Source organism: Variovorax multivorans (assembly GCF_051216835.1).
Classification (GTDB): Bacteria; Pseudomonadota; Gammaproteobacteria; order Burkholderiales; family Burkholderiaceae_C; genus Variovorax.
The window spans coordinates 197,031-217,458 of sequence record NZ_JBPJZL010000006.1 but is presented as its reverse complement, the minus strand read 5'-3'; the positions used below and the strand labels follow the sequence as shown (position 1 = coordinate 217,458).

Below are 20,428 nucleotides of genomic sequence, written 5' to 3'. Positions count from 1 at the left end.
TGTGACGGACTTTCAAATCAAACAGTTCTGGAGACATCAGACCATGGCAGCCCCTTCCACCGGGCGAGCACGCGCGCTCGCCTTCCTTCTTGCAGGCCTTGCAGGCCTCACCGCCGTCGGCACGGCCTTCGCATATCCCGACAAGCCCATCCGTTTCGTCGTGCCCTTCGCGCCGGGCGGAGGCACCGACCTCATCGCCCGCACGCTGGGCGCGGAGATGTCCAAGGACCTCGGGCAACCGGTCATCATCGACAACAAGCCGGGAGCAGGAACGTTGATCGGCACGGACAACGTGGCCAAGAGCGCGCCCGACGGCTACAGCGTCGTGGTCGCCTCGTTCGCCCACGCCGTCAATCCATCGCTGCAGCCCAGGCTTTCGTATGGCAGCAACAAGGCCTTTGCGCCGGTCATCCTCGTCGGGCGCGGACCCAACGTCCTGGTGGTGCGCCCCGACAGTCCCTACAAATCGGTGGCCGATGTGCTGGCCAGCGCCAAGGCCAATCCCGGCAAGCTGACTTTCGCATCGCAAGGTGCGGGTACCTCCGCTCACCTGGCCGGCGAGATGTTCGCCAATCTCGCGAAGGTAAAGCTCACGCACATACCTTACCGGGGCGCCGGCCCGGCGCTGACCGATCTGCTGGGCGGGCAGGTCGACATGATGTTCGCCACCGCGGCGGCCGTGTCCACCTTCGTCGACAGCGGCAAGCTGCGTGCGCTGGGCGTGACCACTGCCGAGCCCTCGCCGGCATTCAAGGGTGTGCCGGCCATCGCGGCCAGCGTGCCGGGCTATCTGGTGGAGAGCTGGTATGGCTTGTTCGTGCCGGCCGGCACCCCGCCTGCCGTTATCGACCGCCTCAACGCCGCCGGACGCAAGGCCGCGCGAGCGCCGGACTTCGTGCGAAAGATCGAGCATGAAGGCCTCGTGATCAATGCCGGCGCGCCTGCCGAACTCGACGACTACGTCCGCACGGAAGAAGCGCGGTGGGCGCGCGTCATCAAGGAAAACGGCATCAAGGCCGACTGAACGGCCGCCCTCGACTTCAGCCAGAAAAACTCATGACCTACACCCTCATCGACTTCCGAGTGACGGACGCGATCGCGACCGTCACCTTCAATCGCCCCGACAAGCGCAACGCCATGAGCGACGAGATGCGCGCGGAGTTCGCCGATGCGCTGGAGCGCGTGGCCGCGGACAAGACCATCAAGGCGCTGGTGCTGACCGGTGCCGGCAAGGGGTTTTGCGCGGGCGGCGACATCAGTGGCATGCAAAAGCGCATGAACGCGCCGGCTGGCGAAGTGGGCTTCAACGGATGGCATCGCCAGCAGCGCGTGCACCACGTGCAGGCGCTGCTGCACACCATGCCCAAGCCGGTGATCGCCGCTGTCAATGGCGCGGCCTCGGGGCTGGGCGCGGACACGGCGTTGGCCTGCGATTTCATCATCGCCAGCGAATGGGCCAGCTTTGCCTGGAGCTATGTCTTGCGCGGCATCATTCCCGATGGCGGCGGCATGTACTTCCTGCCGCGCCGGGTGGGCCTGCCCAAGGCCAAGGAGCTGATCTTCACCGGCCGCCAGGTCAAGGTGGATGAAGCCCTCTCGCTGGGCATCGTGGACCGCAAGACCGGCGCGGACACGCTGCTTGCCGACGCGCAGGCGTGGGCGGTCGAACTCTCGTCTGCGTCTTCCACTGCGCTCGCGCTGACCAAGACCATCCTTAACCAGAGCTTCGAGCTGACCTCGCACGACGTGTTCGCACAGGGCAGCCAGGCACAGGGGATCTGCTACACCAGCAGCGAGCACCGTGCCTCGGTGGAAGCGTTTCTCGCCAAGACCGCCGCGAAGGACTGACGCCATGAACCACGCCATCGCCAAGCTGCTCTCGCCACGCAGCGTCGCCGTCATCGGCGCCTCGGCAGACCCGAAGAAGACCACCGGTCGCCCCGTGGCCTATCTGCAGAAGCACGGTTTTGCGGGCCGCATCATGCCGGTGAACCCGAAGGTCGATCGCATCGGCGATCTGCCGTGCTACGCCGATATTGCATCGCTGCCGGAGGTGCCCGACGTTGCCGTCGTGCTGCTGGGTGCCGAGCGCGCGCATCTGGCGGTGAAGGAGCTGTCGGCACGCGGCTGTGCCGCGGCCATCGTGCTGGCCAGCGGCTATACCGAAACCGGGGAAGACGGTGCGCGGCGCCAGCAGCAGCTGATCGAGGCGGCCGGCGCGATGCGCATCCTGGGCCCCAACACCATCGGGCTTGTCAATCTCACGGACAACATCGTCCTGTCGCCGTCGGGCGCGCTGGAGATGGACGAGTTCCAGGCCGGAGGCATCGGCGTGGTCTCGCAAAGCGGGGGCATCCTGGGCTCGCTGCTGTCCCGCGCCGCAGCGCGCGGCATCGGCCTGTCGAAGCTGATTTCCACCAGCAACGAGGTCGATCTGGAGCTGGCCGACTTCATCGACCACCTGGCCGATGACCCGGCCACCAAGGTGATTGCGCTGTACGTCGAAACCGTGCGCAACCCTGCGAAGTTCCGCGCGGCCTGCCTGAAGGCCGCGCGCCTGGGCAAGCCTGTCGTCGCCTTCAAGATCGGCCGGTCGGAGGCGGGGGCCAAGGCCGCGGTTTCGCACACCGGTGCCATGGCGGGCGCCGACAGCATGTACGACGCGCTGTTCAAGCAGGTGGGGGTGATTCGTGCCCGGAGCTTTTCCGATCTGCTGGATATTCCCTCAGCGCTGACCACGGGCCGCAAGTTGCGCGGCAGGCGCGTCGCCATCCTGACTTCCACGGGCGGAGCCGGCACGCTGGTTTCCGATGATCTGGGCGTGGCAGGCTTCGACACGCCTGCCCCCGATGCTGCCACTGCCGATGCGCTGCGTGCGTTGCAGACGGGGACCGAGGCCGTGCTGGATCGCAACCCCATCGATGTGACATTGGCCGGGCTGCGTCCGGACTTGCTGCGAGGTGCAATCAATGCGCTGTTGGCCAGCCCGAGCTACGACGCGCTGGCGATCATCGTCGGCTCTTCCAGCCTGGCCATGCCCGAACTGTTGGCCGGCGCCATCCAGGACTGCCTGCCCAGTTCCGACAAGCCGGTGATGGCGTACGTGAGCCCGCATGCGCCCGAAGTGGGGGCACTTCTCACGCGATGCGGCGTGCCGGCATTCACCGCCGCCGAGAGCTGCACCGCCGCGCTGGCGGGCATGCTGCGCGTGCAAGGGTTCGCCGCGCCCGAGGAAGGCGACACGTCCTTGTCGCTGATCGAGGTTGGCGAGCTGGCTGGCGGTTCGCTGGACGAGGCACAGGCCAAGCAGTTGTTCTCGCGTTTCGGCGTGCCGTGTGTCGCCGAGCGGATCGTTGGTTCCCCGGCCGAGGCCGAAGCAGCCGCGCGTGAACTGGGCGGGCGCGTCGTGCTCAAGATCCTGTCGTCTGAAATCACGCACAAGAGCGATGTGGGCGGCGTCGCCGTCGGGCTGGGCAGCGAAGCTATTGGCGAACGCATTGGCCGCATGGCGGCCGATGTGAAGGCTCGCAGCGGCGTGCATCCCGAGCGTTTTCTTGTGCAGGAGATGGTGTCGGGCGGGACGGAGCTGATCCTGGGAATGCACCGCGATGCGCTCGGCACGGCCATCCTGCTGGGCATGGGAGGTGTGACGGCGGAGCTCTTCAAGGACACGACCATGCGGCTGCTGGCGCAGGACGCGCAGGGTCTGAAGCCGCTCGGCCGCGCCGAGGCACTGTCGATGGCGCAGGACCTCAAGACCTGGCCGCTGCTGGATGGTTTCCGGGGACGGCCCAAGGCCGACGTCGAGGCATTGGTCGACGCGATCGTCGCCTTCTCGAGGATGGCGGCCCAGCTCGGAGAACGGTTGGTCGAGGCCGAAATCAATCCGGTCTTCGTGCTGTCGCAAGGTCAGGGCGTGCGCGCCGCCGACGGCGTGGTCGTTCTGGCCTGAGCGACTCGCCATGTACGCCACCGAAGTATTTGCCCGCTATGCCGCCGAATTCCGCCATGCCCGGCTGGACGACGACGTGCTGCACCACGCGAAGCGCGCAGTGATCGACTGGTACGCCGCGCTGTTTCCGGGGCTGTCGGTAGCGCCGATGCCGCAACTGCACGCGCTGCTGGCGGAAGATATGGACCGCGGTCGTGCACGCCTGCCTGACGGCCGTTGCGCGACGCCGCGCGTTGCCGCGCTGCTCAACGGAACGGCCGCCCATGCGGCGGAAGTGGATGACAGCTTTCGTGACGCGATGTACCACCCGGGCGCGGCCACGGTGGCGGCGGCGCTGGCTACCGCGCAGGACAGCGGCGCGACCGGCCTGGGCTTCCTGCGCGGCGTGGTGCTCGGCTATGAGGTTTCGACCCGCATCGGGGTGGTGATGGGACGGCCGCACTATCACCACTGGCACAACACGGGCACCGTGGGCACTTTCGGGGCTGCCTCTGCCGCCGCCGGACTGCTTGGATTGCAGGAAGAGCCCTTTGCCCATGCGCTGGCCACGGCCGCGACCTTTGCTGCCGGCCTGCAACAGGCCTTCCGCATGGACTCGATGTCCAAGCCTCTGCATGCGGGCCGCGCCGCCGAGAGCGGCGTGTTCGCCGCCCAACTGGCCGCGCGAGGCGTGACGGGCTCGCTGGATGTGCTCGACGGCGAGGCCGGCTTCGGTCGCGCCATGAGCGACGGGCCGGACTGGTCGAAGGTGGGCGATACGTTGGGACGCGAATTCAACATCACGCGGCTGACCTTCAAGAACCACATCGGCTGCGGCCATACCTTCGCCGCCATCGACGGCGTTCTGGAGCTGGCGCGCCAGCACGGATTGCGCGCACCGGACATCCGCCGCGTCCACGTGGCGACCTATGGCCCCGCGCTGGACATCGCCTGCCACGAAGACCCGCACACCGAAAACGAAGCCCGATTCAGCCTGCGCTTCGTGGTGGCCACGGCATTGGTGCATGGCAGCGTACGGCTCGCGGCCTACACGCCCGAGCGGCTGGCGGATGCCGACACGCGCGCCATGATGGCGCGCATCACGGCTGTGGTCGATCCGGAACTCGATGCGACTTTCCCTGGCCGCCGCTCGGCCCGTGTGGAGATCGAGACCGCCGACGGCCAGCGCCACGCCTGGCTGCAGCCCGACCGCAAGGGCGACCCCGAACTGCCGCTGTCGGACGCCGAACTGGAGGACAAGTTTCTCGAACTGGCGGCACCGGTGGTCGGTGCCGAGCGCGCGCAGACGCTGCTGCAGCGCATCTGGGGCCTGGATCGAGCGGGAGACCTGCAGGGGCTCGCGGTCTGAGCCTGCATGCGAGGGGCTGGCCCAACCCATAGGCCACCGCCGTGCCGACGAGGCCGCCACCGATCGCGATCACGTCACTCGGAAACATGTGCCCGGCCTAGAAATCGGCGACCTTGCCCCATGCGGTACCGCTGAACCGCTCCGGCCGGTACGGCGCGGGGTCCACGATCGGTTCGGCACCGGTGGCAAGGTCTGCGATGAGGTGGCCCGCACCGGGGCCGATGCCGAAGCCGTGCCCGGAAAAGCCCGCCGCCAGGATGAACCCCGGCATGCCCGGCACTTCGCCGATGCCGGGAACACCGTCGGGCGTGCTGTCGATGTAGCCAGCCCAGGCGTGCGTGATCTTCGCTTCGCGAAGTTGAGGCAGCAGTTCGACGGCGCGGCGTTGCGTCTCCCTGATCGCGGACATGTCGGGCTTGGGATCGAGGATGCGCACCCGCTCCATCGGCGTCGGCGCATCGAGCCGCCACCTCGCCAGCGTTTCATGGCCACCCCGAATGCCTTCCAGCCCGCCCGGACGAAGGTTGCGCCAGCGTTTGGCGAACATGGGCACGAACTGCGGCGCGAAGCGCATGAACTGCGGCGTCACGTCCACACGCGCGCGGCCGCTGATGGCCAGCGCGTAGCGTCCGTCGTTGCGGCGCGTGGCCGACACGTTCCCGCTGACCAGCGCCGCCGGCAAGCGATGCGCCACAGGCGACACGCTCATGATGGATTGACGGACCGAGGCCTGCGGAAAACGGATGCCCAGTTGGCGGCAGAACGATGATGCCCAGGCGCCGCCCGCCATCACGACCGTCCGTGTCTTGATGACGCCGGCTTCCGTGACAACGCCGCTGACCCGTCCGCCTTCCGTCTCGATACCGCGGGCCGCGCAGTTCTGGTGGACGCTGCCGCCGAGCTTGATGAGCGCAGCGGCCACGGCGGGCGCGGCCTTGGCGGGATCGGCGGTACCGTCGCTGGGCGAGAAGACCCCGCCTTTCCAGGCGCGGCCGGTCGCATGTCCGCGCTGGGCGGCTTCGCGGCTGCTCAGTACGTGGGTCGTCACGCCGGCGGTCTTCGCAAAATCACGCCAGCCGGCCCAGCGGGACAGCTCGGCTTCGTCGTTGCTGAGGTACAGCAGCCCGCAGCGATGGAAGCCCGTGTCTTCGCCGCTCTCGGCGGCAAAGCGTTCCCAGAGATCGAGGCTCTTGCTCGCCAGCGGCAGCTCGCGGGCGTCGCGGTTCTGCTGCCGGCACCAGCCCCAGTTGCGGCTCGATTGCTCGGCGCCGATCCGGCCCTTTTCCACCAGGGCCACTGAAACGCCGCGCTGGGCCAGGTAGTAGGCGGTGAAGACGCCGATGATGCCGCCGCCGATCACGACGACATCGGCGCAGGCCGGCAGCTGGGTGGACGTGTGGATGTGATTCAGCGGAGGAGACATGGTGCAGCTCGCTCGATGATTCAGGCCGGGACGCTCTGGACCACGTAGAACTTCGCCACGCGGTCGTTGCTTTCCCATCCGATCGGCGCGCCCTGGGGCACGAAGAGCGAATCACCGGTGCCTACCGACAACACGCTGCCATCGGGGGCTGCGAATCCCACGCTGCCGGCCACGAGGTGCATGAACTCGTTCACGCGATGCGGGCGAACGACCCGGTGGTAGGGGGTCGAGTCCCATGTGCCGGCGCTGTACTGCGCGCCGTCGTCGATGAAGACGTTGTCGCTGCGGCACGTCGGCGCGGGGCTCAGCAGCACTTCCGCGGGCAGCGTGCCGGTGGGCTTGAAGTTGGCGTCGGCACGCAGGGGAAAGAGGCCGCGTCGGGTCGGTCGCTCGCAAGCGGCCGCGCAAAACACGAAGCGCGCGCGGGAGCGGGCCTCGACGCGAAGCGAGGTACCGCATCCGATGACGGCGCCCGCCTGGGGACCGACGACGAGCGGCGCCGCGCCGGCCGCCGTCAAGGTCAGCTCGCCCTCGACCACGACGATGGTTTCGATGTGGGGATAGCTTGCGACTTCGAGCTCGCCGATGAAGCTGGTGCGGCCCGCGCTCATCGAGCCCGGCCCTTCCCACGCGATCTCGCGATGCCGTGCAAACGGGTCGTCCTTGCCGAACGCCGCTCTCCGGAAAGCGGTTGAAACGGGCGCGCCGTCGGCACGATGCAGTACTAGGGCCATGGTCATTGATTGCTCCTGCGCGATGCGCAATGTCTTCACTGAAAGCTGTCAGTCGGTGATGCAGTCCGAGGGGGGGCTGAGGTCGGGCTTTTGGATGTCCAAAAGCTTAGGCTGCGTGCCCCTTGCGCCGGTGCTTCAATGAGGGTCTTGCACAGAGCAGGCTGCCGTTATGCCGGTCGTTACCGCAGATCCTGCCGCCCGTCGAAGCGCGGCTCGAGAACGCGCTCATCGGGGGAACCGCTTCACCCGACAGTTCGTCAGTCTCACACTCTCCCTGCAAAGGCTCTTCTCACGGCCACGGCCGCTGTCCATTGGGCTCCTTGCCCTTGCAGCAGGCCATCGCGCGCCTTCAAGTAGCTACGGCGCGTATCAAGGACTGTGTTCAGATCCACCAAGCCCGAGGTGAACATCTGCTCACTCCTGGAGGCGGCATTGGCTCCCGCTGACTGAGCTTGTTCCAACGCAGAAACGCCAGCTCGCGCCGCCTCGAGTTGTACGGCCGCAGTTTCGGCGTCCGCCAGCGCGACCAGGATCGCCTTCTCATACGCGAGCATTGCTTCCTTTGCCTTGGCTTCGTGAATCTCGATGTTGGCCCTGATGCGGCCACCATCGAAGATAGGCAACGAGAGTGCAACGCCGTACCCAACCACGGTCGTTGGCGATGCACTTGCTCCTCCAGCACGCAGGCGCTCCCTGCTTCCCGACCAATCGAGCGCGATGCGCGGGTACAAGTCGCGCTTGGAAATCCCCAGGCGCGCGACCGCGGCCTCTACGGCACGCGCCGGTCCTCGAACATCAGGACGGCGCTCGAGCAATTCGATCGGCAGCAGGACGGCCGGCATGCCGGCAGCTGTGCTGGCGGCGGCGGGGAAAGTCAATCTCGAAGGTGGCTGCGCAGAGCCCAGAAGAACGGCCATCTGCCGCAGCCTCGCATCCCGCGCCCCTCGCAACTGCGCCGCATTGGCGCGCTCCTGCCCAAGCTCGGCCGTCAGTCTGTCGATGTCGAGCTTGCCGACCTGGCCCGCCTCGAACCGCCGCCGGGCCACTTCAATCTGACGCTCCAACGTAGCAGCGGCTTCGCGCGCAACCGCGTCTCGCTGCGTCAGGGTCTGCGCGTCGAAATACGCTGTCATCACCTCGCCCGCAATCGCGACGCGCAAGGCTTGGCGCACAAGCTCCGCACTTTCGAAATCCTTTTCGGCCGCAAGACTCGCCAGCTCCTGGTCCCCGAAGAAGTCCGGCTCCCAGCTCGCTCGGAAGCCACCGCGAGCGAGATTGGCCTTGGGGTCCGCACTGGACTCACGGCCACGCCGCAGGCCGGCATTCAGGCTCATTTGCGGGTAGCGATCGGCATCGGCCGTGTCTACGAGCGCGCGAGCCTGTGCAACCCGGGCAGCAGCCATGCGGAGGTCGGCATTGGCAAGCAATGCGGATTCGACGAGCGCGCTGAGTTCGGGGTTGTCGAAGTCGCGCCACCATGCGCTGGCGGACATCCGGTTCCTCTCGGTGCCGGTCCCGGTGTCAAAACTCCACGCCGCCGGCACGGCGTCGTAGGAGGGTGGGGTGGATGTGGGCGTTGCGCATCCGGCCAGCATTACGAGCGCAAGCGCCGATGCTGCAATTCTGGATATGTGGGTTCTGACAAAGGTCATGGGAGTCTTCGGTGTTGACGTGTGGTGCCTCTAACTGTACTATACGTACAGTACAGTATCAACCAGGCCAACAGACCATGACCAGTTCGTCACCGCGCACCAGTGCCAAGCAGCGACTCATCGATGTCGCCTCCGAGATCGTCTCTGCCCGGGGGGTTCAGGAACTCACACTTGAAGCCGTTGCCGCTGCGGCTGGGGTCACCAAGGGGGGCCTGATCTATCACTTCAAGACCAGGGACGAACTCCTGGCGGCGGTCGTCCAGGCCATCCTCGACGAATGGGACCAACGCAGCCGAGCCAAGGCGGCACAGGCAGGCAGCTCCAGCGGCGCCCTGCTGCGGGCCCTGATCGACGACACCTTCGACATGGAGCCCAGGGAAAAGCAGTTGATCAGCAACCTGCTCGCAGCCGCGTCCAGCTATCCCTATCTGCTCGGACCAGTGCGCGACTTCTACAGCCGCCTGTACGGCGACTTTGCCAAGTCTGGCTCCCGGAGTGGCACCGCATTGGTCATCGCTGCGGCGCTGGACGGCATGTCGGTGATGGAACTCCTGAGCTTTCACCAGTTCAGCGACCGCCAGCGCAAGGCAATGCGCCAGGCGCTCCACGCCCTGGCCAAAGAACTCCCCTGAACCCTTCCCACACACGCTCATGTCATTCTCGACCTCCACGGCCATGGCCGCCGCATTGCTGACCGCGCTGATCGCAGGCTGCGCCCGCACATCCCCACCGCCCCCCACCCTGCCTCGCCCCGTCAAGGTGGAGGCCATCTCCGCCAGCGCGATGCAAGCCAGTGAGACCTTTGTCGGCACCGTGCGCGCGCATCAGCGCTCCGACCTCGGTTTCGAATCGTCGGGCCGCATCAGTGCCATTCTTGTGGATGTCGGAGACCGTGTGCGCGCGGGACAGGTGCTTGCCCGCCTTGACGAAGCGCCTGCGCTGCGCCGCATCGACAAGGCTGAAGCGGACCGCCTCGCCGCGGTCGCCTCCCTCGCGGAGCGGACCACCCAGCTGCGGCAGAACGAGTCGCTGGCCAAAGACCAGATCGTCTCCCCCGTCACGCTGGAGTCCGTCCAGACGCAGCATCGCATCGCGCAGAGCCAACTCCGGGCTGCCGAGGCGGCATCGGCACTTGCGCGGCGGGAGCTGGCCCTGTCGCGGATCACCGCCCCCTTCGACGGTGTGATCGTGGCGCGCAACGTCCAGCCTTACTCCGACATCGGCTCGGGCGTGGCCGTGTTCCAGATCGAGGCTGGTCAGACTCTGGAAGTGGTCGCCATGCTGCCGGAGGCCGTGGCAGCGCGCATTGCCCCCGGCGAGCCCGCCCAGGCATCCATCTCTCGACCGGCGCAGCCCGCCGCCGTCCTGCCGCTGAAGCTGGAGCGCATCTCCAGCCGCAACGACAGCGGCTCGCTGGTGCAGGCCATCTTTCGGGTTGACGGAGCGGCGCCGGCATTGCGCAGCGGTGCCATGGTGTCGCTGGAACTTCCAGGCGAGGCAAGCAAGGTTCCTTCGGTGCCTGCTGCGGCGCTCTTGCTCGATACCGAGCCCGGCCGCGGCAAAGTCTTCGTGCTCGAAAATTCCCGGCTCGTGGGGCGCTCCGTCCAACTGGGATCGGGATTGCTGCCCGACGGGCGCATTCCAGTGACGTCCGGGCTGAACGCCGGTGACCAGGTGGTGGTTGCCGGAGCGGCCTTCCTGAACGAAGGGCAAGCTGCCGTTGCCCACGCATCCACGACGCTGCTTCACGGAGCCAAGCCATGAAGCTCACCGAATCTGCGCTGGGCTCAAGCCGGCTGACCTTGTTCGTTGCGGCGCTGGTGCTTCTTGCAGGCGTCTTCGCGTTCCTGCGCTTCCCCTCTCAGGAGGAGCCATCGACCACGATTCGTGACGCGATGATCTTCGTCTACAACCCCGGGCTGCCGGTCGAGCGGATGGAACAGCTCGTCGCCCGCCCGCTCGAGGCGCGCTTGCGCGAACTGCCTGAACTCAAGCACGTGATCAGCACCGTGCGCAACGGGTCGGTCATCGTGCAGGCCACGATCCTCGAGGGCTACGCCGACCTGGCGCCGATCTGGCAAAAGGTCCGGGCCAAGGTAGCGGAGGTGTCGCCGCAGTTCCCCACCGGCACCTTGCCCCCGGTCGTCAACGACGACTTCGGGCGCGTCGCGGTTGCCTCGATCGCAGTGACCGCGCCAGGCTTCGCCATGAGCGAGATGCGTGAGCCGCTCAAGCGGGTCCGCGATCGGCTCTACCAGCTGCCGGGTGTGCAGAACATCAGCTTCCACGGACTGCAGGACGAGCGCGTCTACATCGAATTCGATCAGGCGCGCCTGGGCGGATTGGGGCTTGCAGCGCCTGCCGTGCTCCAGCAGCTGCAGCAGCAGAACGTGGTGCTGTCAGGTGGCCAGATGGTGATGAGCGGTCTCAACAGCGCGGTGGTCGCCTCCGGCGAGATCCGCTCGCTTCAGGCCCTGCGCGAATTCGTGCTCGGCGTGCCGGACCGCAACGGCCGCCTGGAGAACACGATCCGCCTGGGCGACATCGCGCAGATCAAGGTACTGCCTGCCGATCCTCCGGATTCCGCGGCGATCTACAAGGGCGAACCGGCCGTGGTGCTCGGCGTGTCGATGCGCGCCGGCCAGAACATCAAGGCCTTCGGCCGCAGCCTGAAGGGGCTCATGGGTGAGCTTCAGCAACTGTTGCCCGCCGGCTTCACGCTCGACTACGTCACCTTCCAGGCCGACGTGGTGGAGCGCGAGATGGGCAAGATGAACCAGGTGATGGGCGAGACCATTGTGATCGTCATGACGGTGGTCGTGCTTTTCCTGGGCTGGCGAGCGGGTGTGATCGTGGGCAGCATCGTGCCCTTGACCATCCTCGGTACCTTGATCGCGATGCAGTTTCTCCACATCGAGCTGCACAGCGTATCGATGGCCGCCATCATCATCGCGCTGGGGCTGCTGGTGGACAACGGCATCGTGATCGTGGAAGACGTCGAACGCCGGCTCGCGGCCGGCGAGGCGCGGCGCGAGGCGTGCATCCAGGCGGGAAGATCGCTCGCGATTCCCTTGCTCACCTCATCGCTCGTGATCATCTTCGCGTTCTCTCCCTTCTTCTTCGGCGACACCTCGATCAACGAATACCTCCGGCCGCTGGTGGTGGTGCTGGCGATCGCCTTGCTGGGCTCCTGGCTGCTGTGCCTGACAGTGACACCGCTGCTGTGCCATTACTTCCTCAAGGCGTCGTCTCACACCGTGCACGCTGCCGCTGGCAACGCCGACACAGAAGCCAAATCCGAGGCCCGCTTCTACCGTGTCTATCGACGAGCCATCCACGCCGTGCTGGATCACAAGCTGGTTTTCTTCGGCGCGATGGCGGTCCTGTTCACGCTTGCCATGCTGCTGCTGTCGACGGTTCCGTCCGGCTTCCTGCCGAAGTCGGACCGACCCCAGTACCAGGTCTCGATCGAGTTGCAGCCTGGCACCGATTCGCGCACCACGCTCGCCAAGGTGCAAGCCGTCAGTCGCTGGCTTTCCGACAAGAAGATCAACCCCGAGGTCACGACCAGCATCGGCTACGTCGCTGATGGCGGACCGCGCATCATCCTGGGGCTGAACCCGCCACTGCCGGCTTCGCACATCGGCTATTTCACAGTCGGTGTCAGCTCCAAGAATGAGCTCGACGCGATGATTGCGCGCACGCGCGCCTACCTGTCGCAGACCTATCCCGAGATCCGCGGCGAGGTCAAGCGCTTCTCGCTGGGTTCCAGCGACTCGGGTGCGGTGGCGTACCGGATTTCCGGTCCCGACGAGACGGTGCTCAAACGCCTGGGCGAGCAGATCAAGGGAGAGCTGCGCAAGGTGCCGGGCGTCGTCGGCGTACGAGACGACTGGAACAACCGCATTCCGCGCATCGATGTGCAGGTCGACCAGGCCAAGGCCCGCCGCCTCGGCGTCACGAGCGAAGACGTCGCCACCTCGCTGGCCGCCCGGTTCTCCGGGGTCGATGTCTCGATGCTGCGCGACGGCGACACACTGGTGCCTGTGGTGGTGCGCGGCACCCCTGCGCAACGTCAACACACCGAGGATGTGGTCAACACATTGGTGTATCCATCGGGCGCTGCGCCAGTACCGATTTCGGCCATCGCCCACGTCTCGCTGGGTTCCGAGCCTTCTGTGGTCCGGCGCCGCGATCTCTCTCGCACGCTGACGGTGGAGGGGCACAGCGAAACCGAAACCGCGCAGCAGGTCGTGACCCGACTGGCTCCCGCCGTCTCGGCACTGGCGTTGCCACCGGGCTATGCCATCGAACTGGGCGCCGAGATCGAAGAGGCCGCGGAAGCCAACGCTGCGTTGAGCGAGTACCTTCCACATGCGGCGATCGCGATGCTGGTGCTGTTCATCTGGCAGTTCGGCTCCTTCCGGAAGCTGCTGCTGATCCTGGCCATCATCCCGTTCACGTTGATCGGCGTGGCACCCGCGCTGAAGCTGATGGGCGAGCCTCTGGGCTTCATGGCGAACTTCGGACTGCTCTCCCTGGCCGGCATCATCGTCAACAACGCCGTGTTGCTGCTCGAGCGCATCGAAGCGGAAATTCATGCGGGCCGCACCCCCAGGGATGCCGTCGTCACCTCGGCCGTTCAGCGCCTGCGTCCCATCGTGATGACCAAGCTGACCTGCGTGGCCGGGCTGGTGCCGTTGCTGCTGTTCGGCGGCCCGCTCTGGTCGGGCATGGCCGTCACCATCATCGGCGGGCTCGCGCTGGGCACGCTGGTCACGCTGGGGATGGTTCCGGCGCTCTATGAGCTGTTGTTCGACAGTCGACTGTCACGGTGGTTGGCGCGCACAGCGACGGCCCAAGAAGACGGGCCGTCCGAGCTGGCGACGAGGCAGATCTGATTTTCGGAAATGTGCAAGGTGAACGAAAGTCAGCCACCTTCATGTGCCTGTAGCTGGACGGAGTGGGTCCTCGGCACTAGTCAACGCCGGCGCGATAGCGTGCCGTGTAGGTCTGTGCCTCGATCGCGCTATTGAGCGAATCGACAAGCATGAATTCGGCGCTGGAACGCAAGATGTACTGGTCAACATACCGGCTTTCGATGCACCAGACATCGTCGTAGATCTGGGTCAGAGGAGGTGGCCGGTGGCGACCTACAACCTCACGCGGCTGTGTACCGCGGCACAACTGCGTCCGCAGCGCGGCTGATGAGCCCCCAGAACGTCGACATGGCCCCATCCAACCATATGAATGACCGCGCAAAGAGCCATCTGCAGTCTGCAAGGGGGCCGCACAGGGTGCATGCTCACGCTATGGCGTTTCCCTGAGGTATGCGCGGCGATAGATGCACCTATTTTTCCTCCAGTGGCTGGCTGAAGATGCCTTTAGCAGTACTTGCTGCTCTGGTGCATTTTTAATCTCTAGGAGGAGACTGTGCTTCGTAATCTGTCTGCAGCGACCGTGTCGCCGCGAGTTGTCAATTTCATTTCGGTGGTGTCATTGTTCGCAGTCTTCGGGGCATCGAAAAGCCTGGCTCAGGAGCGGGAGAACACACCCGAGATCCCTCGCGCGCAGCCCACGCAATCGGGTCCGGAATCCGCCCCAAATGGCCCGTCCGGCTTGCCCTTCCTGGATCCTGCTTGCCAGAAGTTCGATCAGTACAACACCCGCATCATGAGCACCATCGACCAGCCATCGGTGTGCGAAACGGTTTACCCAAGCCTGTTCGGTGTTCGAGATTGGCTTGCCAACTCAGGGTGGGGTATCCAGGGAACAATTTCTCCAGTGATCGACCGCGATATTAAAAACAAGAATGACGGCGGAACTCAGAAATATGCTGGGCACAACGGCGCCAGCGGTTACATCATCGGCAACGTCTATGCCACCTACGACCTGTCTCGAATCGGTTTTCCGGCCGGCGGCCAATTTACCGGCAGTGTTTCCACGATGTATTCCCACAATCGCGCGGGGGAAGCACCCGTCATGCACCCTGCCGTGACCACGCTCGGAATTACGCAGCCGCTTCTTGACAATACAGTTGAACTCAAAGCGGGCTATCTGCTGACGATCCAGGATTTCGTGGGGATGAATCTCACCGGAAACGCAGGGTCCGTGGCACAGAGCTTGTCCAGTGTGATTCCATCGCTGGCCGGCCTTAGCGTCTACACGCCGACCCCCACAGCGGAAATCACAGTCAAGGATCCCTGGACAAAGAGTTTCTACAACCGTTTCGGGATATCACGCAGCATCAGCTCCTCCGGTGCCACGGAGGAATTGGCGCAAAACCGCTACGGCCTTCGCTGGCGCACCCCCGGGACTTCGGCGCTGTTCGTCAACGAGTTTGGCTACAAGACTGGGCTGTCGCAGGAGGGGCGCTCCGTTTGGGCGAGAGCCGGCCTTATTTACAACACGACGGACTACACAAAGTATGACGGGCAAACGGCCAGCAACAACTATGCAGCCTATGCCGGACTGACGATGCAGCTGACGAAAAGCGCCCACGGTCCCGGCGGGCTGAATCTGGACGTCAAGGTCAACTACGCTCCCGCCGATCGAAACATGTACACCAGGGATTATTCTGTCGCCCTGTTCTATATCGGGCCGTTCGCGAGCAGGCCTTTCGATATGGTCTCGCTTGCCTACAGTCAAACGTTCGGCAGCCGTGACCTGCAGAAGATGGTCACGAAACTCGGCGTTCAGAACTCGGTGACGCTCTCCACCGCAGGGATGCTCTCTTATTCTTATCGGCTGACCAACGGCGTGTACTTGGTATCGACCGCATCCGTGGTTACCAATCCCGGAACCGTGTGGAACTCGAAGCTACCAACGGCAGTGATACTTGATCAAAAGCTGCTTATTTCTTTTTGAATTACGCAGATCTGCTGCTCACAGGCTGCTGCCGATGAGCAGCATTTCCATTGGCGCTTCAAGCCTCAGCGGCCACCACCCGATGCGGCTTGTCTCCAGACAGTGAATCAGCGTCGGCCCCTACGGCGCGTTCAGACGCGTGGCCAGGGAATCGAAATGCGGATGGGCACGCAGGCCGTCGTAGGCGGGCGACGTGAGCAGCAACAATCCTTGCGTATGGATTCGCGACATCAACGCGCGATCAAGCCACTCGAAAGCCTGGTCGATTTCTTCCAGTCCGGCATGAATCAGCGTCATCGCGGCAGAGTCGGGCCCATGGTCGTCATCCTTGCCGTCTTGCAGGACGCCGAGAATGCGCCGTGCTTCGTCCTCCTGGCCCGCTCTGGCATAGGCATAGCCGAGATGCGCCAAGGCCGCGGGATGTTCGTCCATCAGGCGGCACGCCTCCTCCAATTGGGAAATGGCGGTTTTGTGAAATCCTGCGTAAAGAAAACAGTCGCCCAGCAGCAGTTGGGCCGCGTCGAATTCCGGCGCCAATGCGACCGACCGCTGAGCGAACATGATGGCGCCATCGAAGTCACGCATGTGCATGCAAACTGCCGCCAGCGAGGAGTGCGCGAATGCCGACCGCGGAGCCAGCGCCACACCGCGCTCAGCCGATGCGAATGCTTCTTCCAGGCGGCCTGATTGAAGGTATCCCAATCCCAGCGCGGTGTGTGGCAAACCTTCCCTCGGGCTGGCACCGATCGCCCGGCGGAACATCATGACTGCCTCGTCAATATGGCCGGACGTGAGACGGCTGAGGCCTAGCGCCACCTGGTCACCTGTCGCCTGGTCCCGGATTGCACCGCGCAGATACTCGCGCAGCAATACGTTGTCGCGCAACAGATACCGTGGCGCCATGTCGTCTTCGACAGTGATGCACGATGGCCTGGAGCTGACCCAGGAATGGACAGAGGCCGCGACCTCGGTGGCCACCCTTTTCTGAAAGGCGATCATGTCATCCACTTCCTGCTCGTGGCGGCCAGACCAGACGGTCACGTCCCGAAGCGGGTCGATGATTCGCAGATTCAGTCGGTAGACCTTCCCCTGGCGGAAAAGGCTTCCTTCCATGACATAGGACGCCTGTGATTCCCGCACAACCTGCTGCAGGTTACTTGCCATCGCAGCGAACTTCTCGCTGGAACCACGCGAGAGTATGGCGACGATCGGCGGATTTGCCAGGTAGAGGCTGATCTCGTCATGAAATGCCGTCACCGTGTCCGAGTCGTCGATATTCAGACCCGAGAAGGGGAGGATCAATAGTCGCGGCGCAGACTCGCTGCGTGCGAGCGACCGTGCCTCCTGCGGTGCGACATTCCCGTTCATGAACTGGAACGCCGGCATGAAGCCGCCTTTGGGCAATGAGATGCGCACCTGGTCGAGGATGCCTTCGGTCTGGTAATAGAACTCGAGCCGCGACCTCAACCGCCATGCTTCGGTCCGCACGCTCGTCTGGAACTGCGGATAGAAATCTCCACCATGGCCGAATGCGTCAACCGCAATATTGAATTGTTTCAGCCGTTCGCCACGCCCGGCCAGGGTTTCGGATACGAGATATTGAAGCAACTGACGCAAGCGCTTCGCGCGTCGGAAAGTTTCACTCTGCAACACGGCATGCAATGCCGCATTGATGGCGCCTTTCTGCAGTTCAAAGGCGGCGATCAGGCCTGAAACCATGTCTGCTCCACGTGCACTGTGATCGCGCCATTCTGTTTGAGTTCAGCGCCGCGCGACACAGGGTTTGACCAGCTTCAGGGTCACATCAGGTCACGGAATCACCACCGAAGCCGCGACGCCCGATGAGACGGGAACCAGCAAGAGTCGTGACCCTTTGAGACTTCGTTTTCCATGCTGCGCTGACGACACTGCATCGGCCAGGTCAACCCAACGAAAACGAGACGGAGACATGAACCATCTCAGCAAGCCGGCGGCTTTCGGCGCCGGCACCGATGCCCGGGGTCCGAGCCCCGAGGCCGCCAAGATGCGCGACGCGATCAAGGCGCTGACACCGCTGCTTCGCGAAACCGCATGGGAAAGCGAGAAAGCCACCGCCCTTGTTCCGCAAGCTTTGCGGGCGCTGGACGAAACCGGCTTCTTTCGCATCACCTTGCCGCAGAAATACGGAGGCTCGGCTTTCGGCGCCCGGGATCTCGTGGAGGTGATCGCGGCCGCATCCTACGCTGACGGATCTGCAGGTTGGAGCGGCTTTGCTGCGTCCGGCATCCGCATGGTCCTGGCCTTCAGCCCACAGGCGGTCGACGAAGTCGGCGCCAAGCTTGGGGATTGGGTCGGACCGGCAGCGGTGGGCGCCTCGATCTTTTCCAACATCGTCGGCCAGGCCGAGCGCACCGGCGATGGCTTCCTGGTCACGGGCAAGTGGATGTACGGCAGCGGTTGCAGCTATGCCGCGTGGGCGGTTGTCGGCATCGAATGGCAGGAGGACGGAAAACCCGTCCGCGGCCTGGCACTGCTTTCTCGCGATCAGTACGAGCTCCTGGACGACTGGCACGTCATGGGCATGGCGGCAAGCTCGAGCAACAGCATCGTCGCCCGCAGTGCGGTATTCGTCCCGGCGCATCGCGTGGTGCGCCACGCCGACCTGCCCGCGGCGCTGGGAGCCCTGTCGCAGAAGTACGAAGGCCTCACCTATCGGATGGGGCCCTTGTCGACGATGCTGTCGACGGCTCTGGCCAATATCGCCATCGCGCTCGGCATGGCCAGGGGTTGCCTTGATTCCTTTGTCGAGCAGGCCAACAAGCGTGTGCCGTTCAACCTGCCTTACGAGACGGTGGCCACGATGCCCTCGACCCAGGTGGTTGCGGGACGTGTCTATGCCATGGTGCAGGCCGCCGAGGCCCTGATCTTGCAGACGGCGGAGGAAGTCGATGCGCGCACCCGTCGCGGCGAGGACTTCGAGCCTCGCGAGGAATCGCTCGCCACGATGACCCTTGTCTACGCCGCGAACCTCTGCGGCGAAGCGATCGACGAGATGCAGCTTTGCATCGGGTCATCGTCGGTCAGTCTGCGCAACCCCATACAGCGCTTTGCACGCGACGTGCGAGTGATGCTGACCCACGGCGCCATCCGTCGGGACCCGGCTGCGGAAATCGCCGGGCGACACGTCCTGGGCATTCCCCCTTTCAACATGTTTGCCGGCGGCTTGGCTCAGCGCTGACGACTTCACAAAGAGAAATTCGATATGTCCACTTCCCTCAACACCCGTTCTTCGGCCTACGCCATCGACCCGATCTTCCTGAAGCGCTGGTCTCCGCGCGCCCTGGACGAGAAGGCCACCATTTCCGATCAGGAATTGATGACGCTCTTCGAGGCCGCGCACTGGGCGCCGTCCTCCTTCAACTCGCAGCCATGGCGCTTCATCTACGCCCGACGGGATACGCCGCAATGGTCGCGACTGTTCGATCTTCTGGTCCCCATGAACCAGGGCTGGGCGGTACGGGCGTCGGCGCTGGTCGTGCTGGTCTCCGCGACCACGGCACAGCCGCCGGGTGCTCCCGGGCCCATCCCGTCCTACAGCCATTCGCTGGACGCCGGCGCGGCGTGGGCGCATCTCGCGCTGCAAGCGACCCAGCTCGGATGGCACGCGCACGCGATGGCGGGATTCGATGTCGCGCGTGCCGCGCAAGTGCTGAACGTGCCCGACAACTTTCGCGTCGAAACAGTCATCGCCATTGGCCGCATCGGGGACAAGAGCGTGTTGCCCCCTCCCATGCAGGAGCGCGAACAGCCCAATACGCGGCGGCCGGTCGAAGAGCTGGTCATGGAGGGGGAGTTCCGCTCATGAAAACCTCATCGACCAAGAAGCCGTTCATCGTCGGGATCGGCGGCACGGCCTCCAAGACCTCATCCACCGAGCAGGCATTGGTCCTCGCGCTGTCGGCGGCCGAAGCGGCGGGCGGGCGGACGCAACTGTTTGGCAGCGAGGACCTGATGGCCCTGCCGCACTATGTTCCCGGCAGCATCGAGCGCAACGGCGACGGACAGGCGCTGATCGATGCCATTCGCGCTGCGGATGGCCTGATCATCGCGAGCCCCGGATATCACGGGACCATCTCCGGCCTGGTCAAGAACGCTATCGATTATTTCGAGGAGATGGCGAAAGACGGGCGGGTCTATCTGGACGGCATGCCCGTCGGACTGATCGCCACTGCGTATGGCTGGCAGGCCACCGGAGGAACGCTCGGTGCGCTGCGCTCGATCGTCCACGCGCTGCGCGGTTGGCCAACCCCGATGGGGGCCGCGATCAACACGTCGGAAAAGGTTTTCCACGAAGGCGCCTGTCAGAACCTGGCCGCCGCCAACCAACTGAATCTCGTCGGGCGCCAGGTCGCCGAATTCGCGGCTCGTTCGGCTCATTACGCGGCCGGCACAACCATTGAAATGTCTGTTTAG

At 64.9% G+C, this 20,428-nt stretch carries 15 protein-coding genes; 11 read left to right on the top strand and 4 right to left on the bottom strand.

The window, feature by feature from the left end:
* The first annotated feature begins 43 nt into the window (after nucleotides 1–43).
* The 4 genes from ACSFCA_RS17265 to ACSFCA_RS17250 are packed head-to-tail and all read left to right on the top strand — an operon-like array spanning nucleotide 44 to nucleotide 5,300.
* Nucleotides 44–1,024, top strand: coding sequence for a tripartite tricarboxylate transporter substrate binding protein (locus ACSFCA_RS17265; RefSeq protein WP_435460409.1), 981 nt, complete (start codon nucleotides 44–46; stop codon nucleotides 1,022–1,024).
* 32 nt (nucleotides 1,025–1,056) lie between these two features.
* A complete protein-coding gene (locus ACSFCA_RS17260; RefSeq protein ID WP_435460410.1) occupies nucleotides 1,057–1,848 on the top strand; it encodes an enoyl-CoA hydratase/isomerase family protein in 792 nt (263 codons plus the stop codon).
* Nucleotides 1,849–1,852: 4 nt separating this feature from the next.
* Nucleotides 1,853–3,952, top strand: coding sequence for an acetate--CoA ligase family protein (locus ACSFCA_RS17255; protein WP_435460411.1), 2,100 nt, complete (start codon nucleotides 1,853–1,855; stop codon nucleotides 3,950–3,952).
* 10 nt (nucleotides 3,953–3,962) lie between these two features.
* Entirely contained in the window at nucleotides 3,963–5,300 is a 1,338-nt protein-coding gene (locus ACSFCA_RS17250) for an MmgE/PrpD family protein (protein ID WP_435460412.1), read from the top strand.
* 97 nt (nucleotides 5,301–5,397) lie between these two features.
* Here the strand turns inward: ACSFCA_RS17250 and ACSFCA_RS17245 are convergent, their stop codons facing one another.
* The 3 genes from ACSFCA_RS17245 to ACSFCA_RS17235 all read right to left on the bottom strand — a co-directional run bounded on the left by ACSFCA_RS17245 (nucleotide 5,398) and on the right by ACSFCA_RS17235 (nucleotide 9,109).
* Entirely contained in the window at nucleotides 5,398–6,723 is a 1,326-nt protein-coding gene (locus tag ACSFCA_RS17245) for an NAD(P)/FAD-dependent oxidoreductase (protein WP_435460413.1), read from the bottom strand.
* Nucleotides 6,724–6,743: 20 nt separating this feature from the next.
* Nucleotides 6,744–7,463, bottom strand: coding sequence for a cupin domain-containing protein (locus ACSFCA_RS17240; protein WP_435460414.1), 720 nt, complete (start codon nucleotides 7,461–7,463; stop codon nucleotides 6,744–6,746).
* A gap of 257 nt (nucleotides 7,464–7,720) precedes the next feature.
* A complete protein-coding gene (locus ACSFCA_RS17235; RefSeq protein ID WP_435460415.1) occupies nucleotides 7,721–9,109 on the bottom strand; it encodes an efflux transporter outer membrane subunit in 1,389 nt (462 codons plus the stop codon).
* Nucleotides 9,110–9,186: 77 nt separating this feature from the next.
* Here ACSFCA_RS17235 and ACSFCA_RS17230 point away from each other — a divergent pair, with 77 nt between their 5' ends.
* From ACSFCA_RS17230 to ACSFCA_RS17215, 4 genes are all read left to right on the top strand, one after another.
* The gene (locus tag ACSFCA_RS17230; RefSeq protein WP_435460416.1) at nucleotides 9,187–9,741 is read left to right on the top strand and encodes a TetR/AcrR family transcriptional regulator; all 555 of its coding nucleotides are present in this window, start codon (nucleotides 9,187–9,189) and stop codon (nucleotides 9,739–9,741) included.
* A gap of 19 nt (nucleotides 9,742–9,760) precedes the next feature.
* Nucleotides 9,761–10,873, top strand: a complete 1,113-nt coding sequence (locus ACSFCA_RS17225) for an efflux RND transporter periplasmic adaptor subunit (RefSeq protein ID WP_435460417.1) — start codon at nucleotides 9,761–9,763, stop codon at nucleotides 10,871–10,873.
* On the top strand, nucleotides 10,870–14,010 hold the full coding sequence (locus ACSFCA_RS17220) for an efflux RND transporter permease subunit (protein ID WP_435460418.1): 3,141 nt from the start codon (nucleotides 10,870–10,872) through the stop codon (nucleotides 14,008–14,010). The genes ACSFCA_RS17225 and ACSFCA_RS17220 overlap by 4 nt, the downstream gene beginning before the upstream one ends.
* Nucleotides 14,011–14,782: 772 nt before the next feature.
* Nucleotides 14,783–15,976: a carbohydrate porin gene (locus ACSFCA_RS17215; protein ID WP_258352329.1), complete on the top strand. Its 1,194-nt coding sequence runs from the start codon at nucleotides 14,783–14,785 to the stop codon at nucleotides 15,974–15,976.
* A gap of 120 nt (nucleotides 15,977–16,096) precedes the next feature.
* Here the strand turns inward: ACSFCA_RS17215 and ACSFCA_RS17210 are convergent, their stop codons facing one another.
* Nucleotides 16,097–17,695 carry a tetratricopeptide repeat protein gene (locus ACSFCA_RS17210; protein WP_435460419.1) on the bottom strand — a complete coding sequence of 533 codons (1,599 nt, stop codon included), beginning with the start codon at nucleotides 17,693–17,695 and terminating at the stop codon, nucleotides 16,097–16,099.
* Between the two features lie 229 nt (nucleotides 17,696–17,924).
* On the opposite strand from ACSFCA_RS17210, the gene ACSFCA_RS17205 reads away from it, so the two are divergent.
* Genes ACSFCA_RS17205 through ACSFCA_RS17195 form a run of 3 tightly spaced genes read left to right on the top strand, consistent with a single transcriptional unit; the run spans nucleotide 17,925 to nucleotide 20,428 of the window.
* Nucleotides 17,925–19,193 (top strand): acyl-CoA dehydrogenase family protein, encoded by a 1,269-nt coding sequence (locus ACSFCA_RS17205; protein WP_435460420.1) that lies wholly within the window; start codon nucleotides 17,925–17,927, stop codon nucleotides 19,191–19,193.
* A gap of 24 nt (nucleotides 19,194–19,217) precedes the next feature.
* Entirely contained in the window at nucleotides 19,218–19,820 is a 603-nt protein-coding gene (locus ACSFCA_RS17200; RefSeq protein ID WP_435460421.1) for a nitroreductase family protein, read from the top strand.
* Nucleotides 19,817–20,428 (top strand): NADPH-dependent FMN reductase, encoded by a 612-nt coding sequence (locus tag ACSFCA_RS17195; RefSeq protein ID WP_258352333.1) that lies wholly within the window; start codon nucleotides 19,817–19,819, stop codon nucleotides 20,426–20,428. Before ACSFCA_RS17200 ends, ACSFCA_RS17195 begins: the two co-directional genes overlap by 4 nt.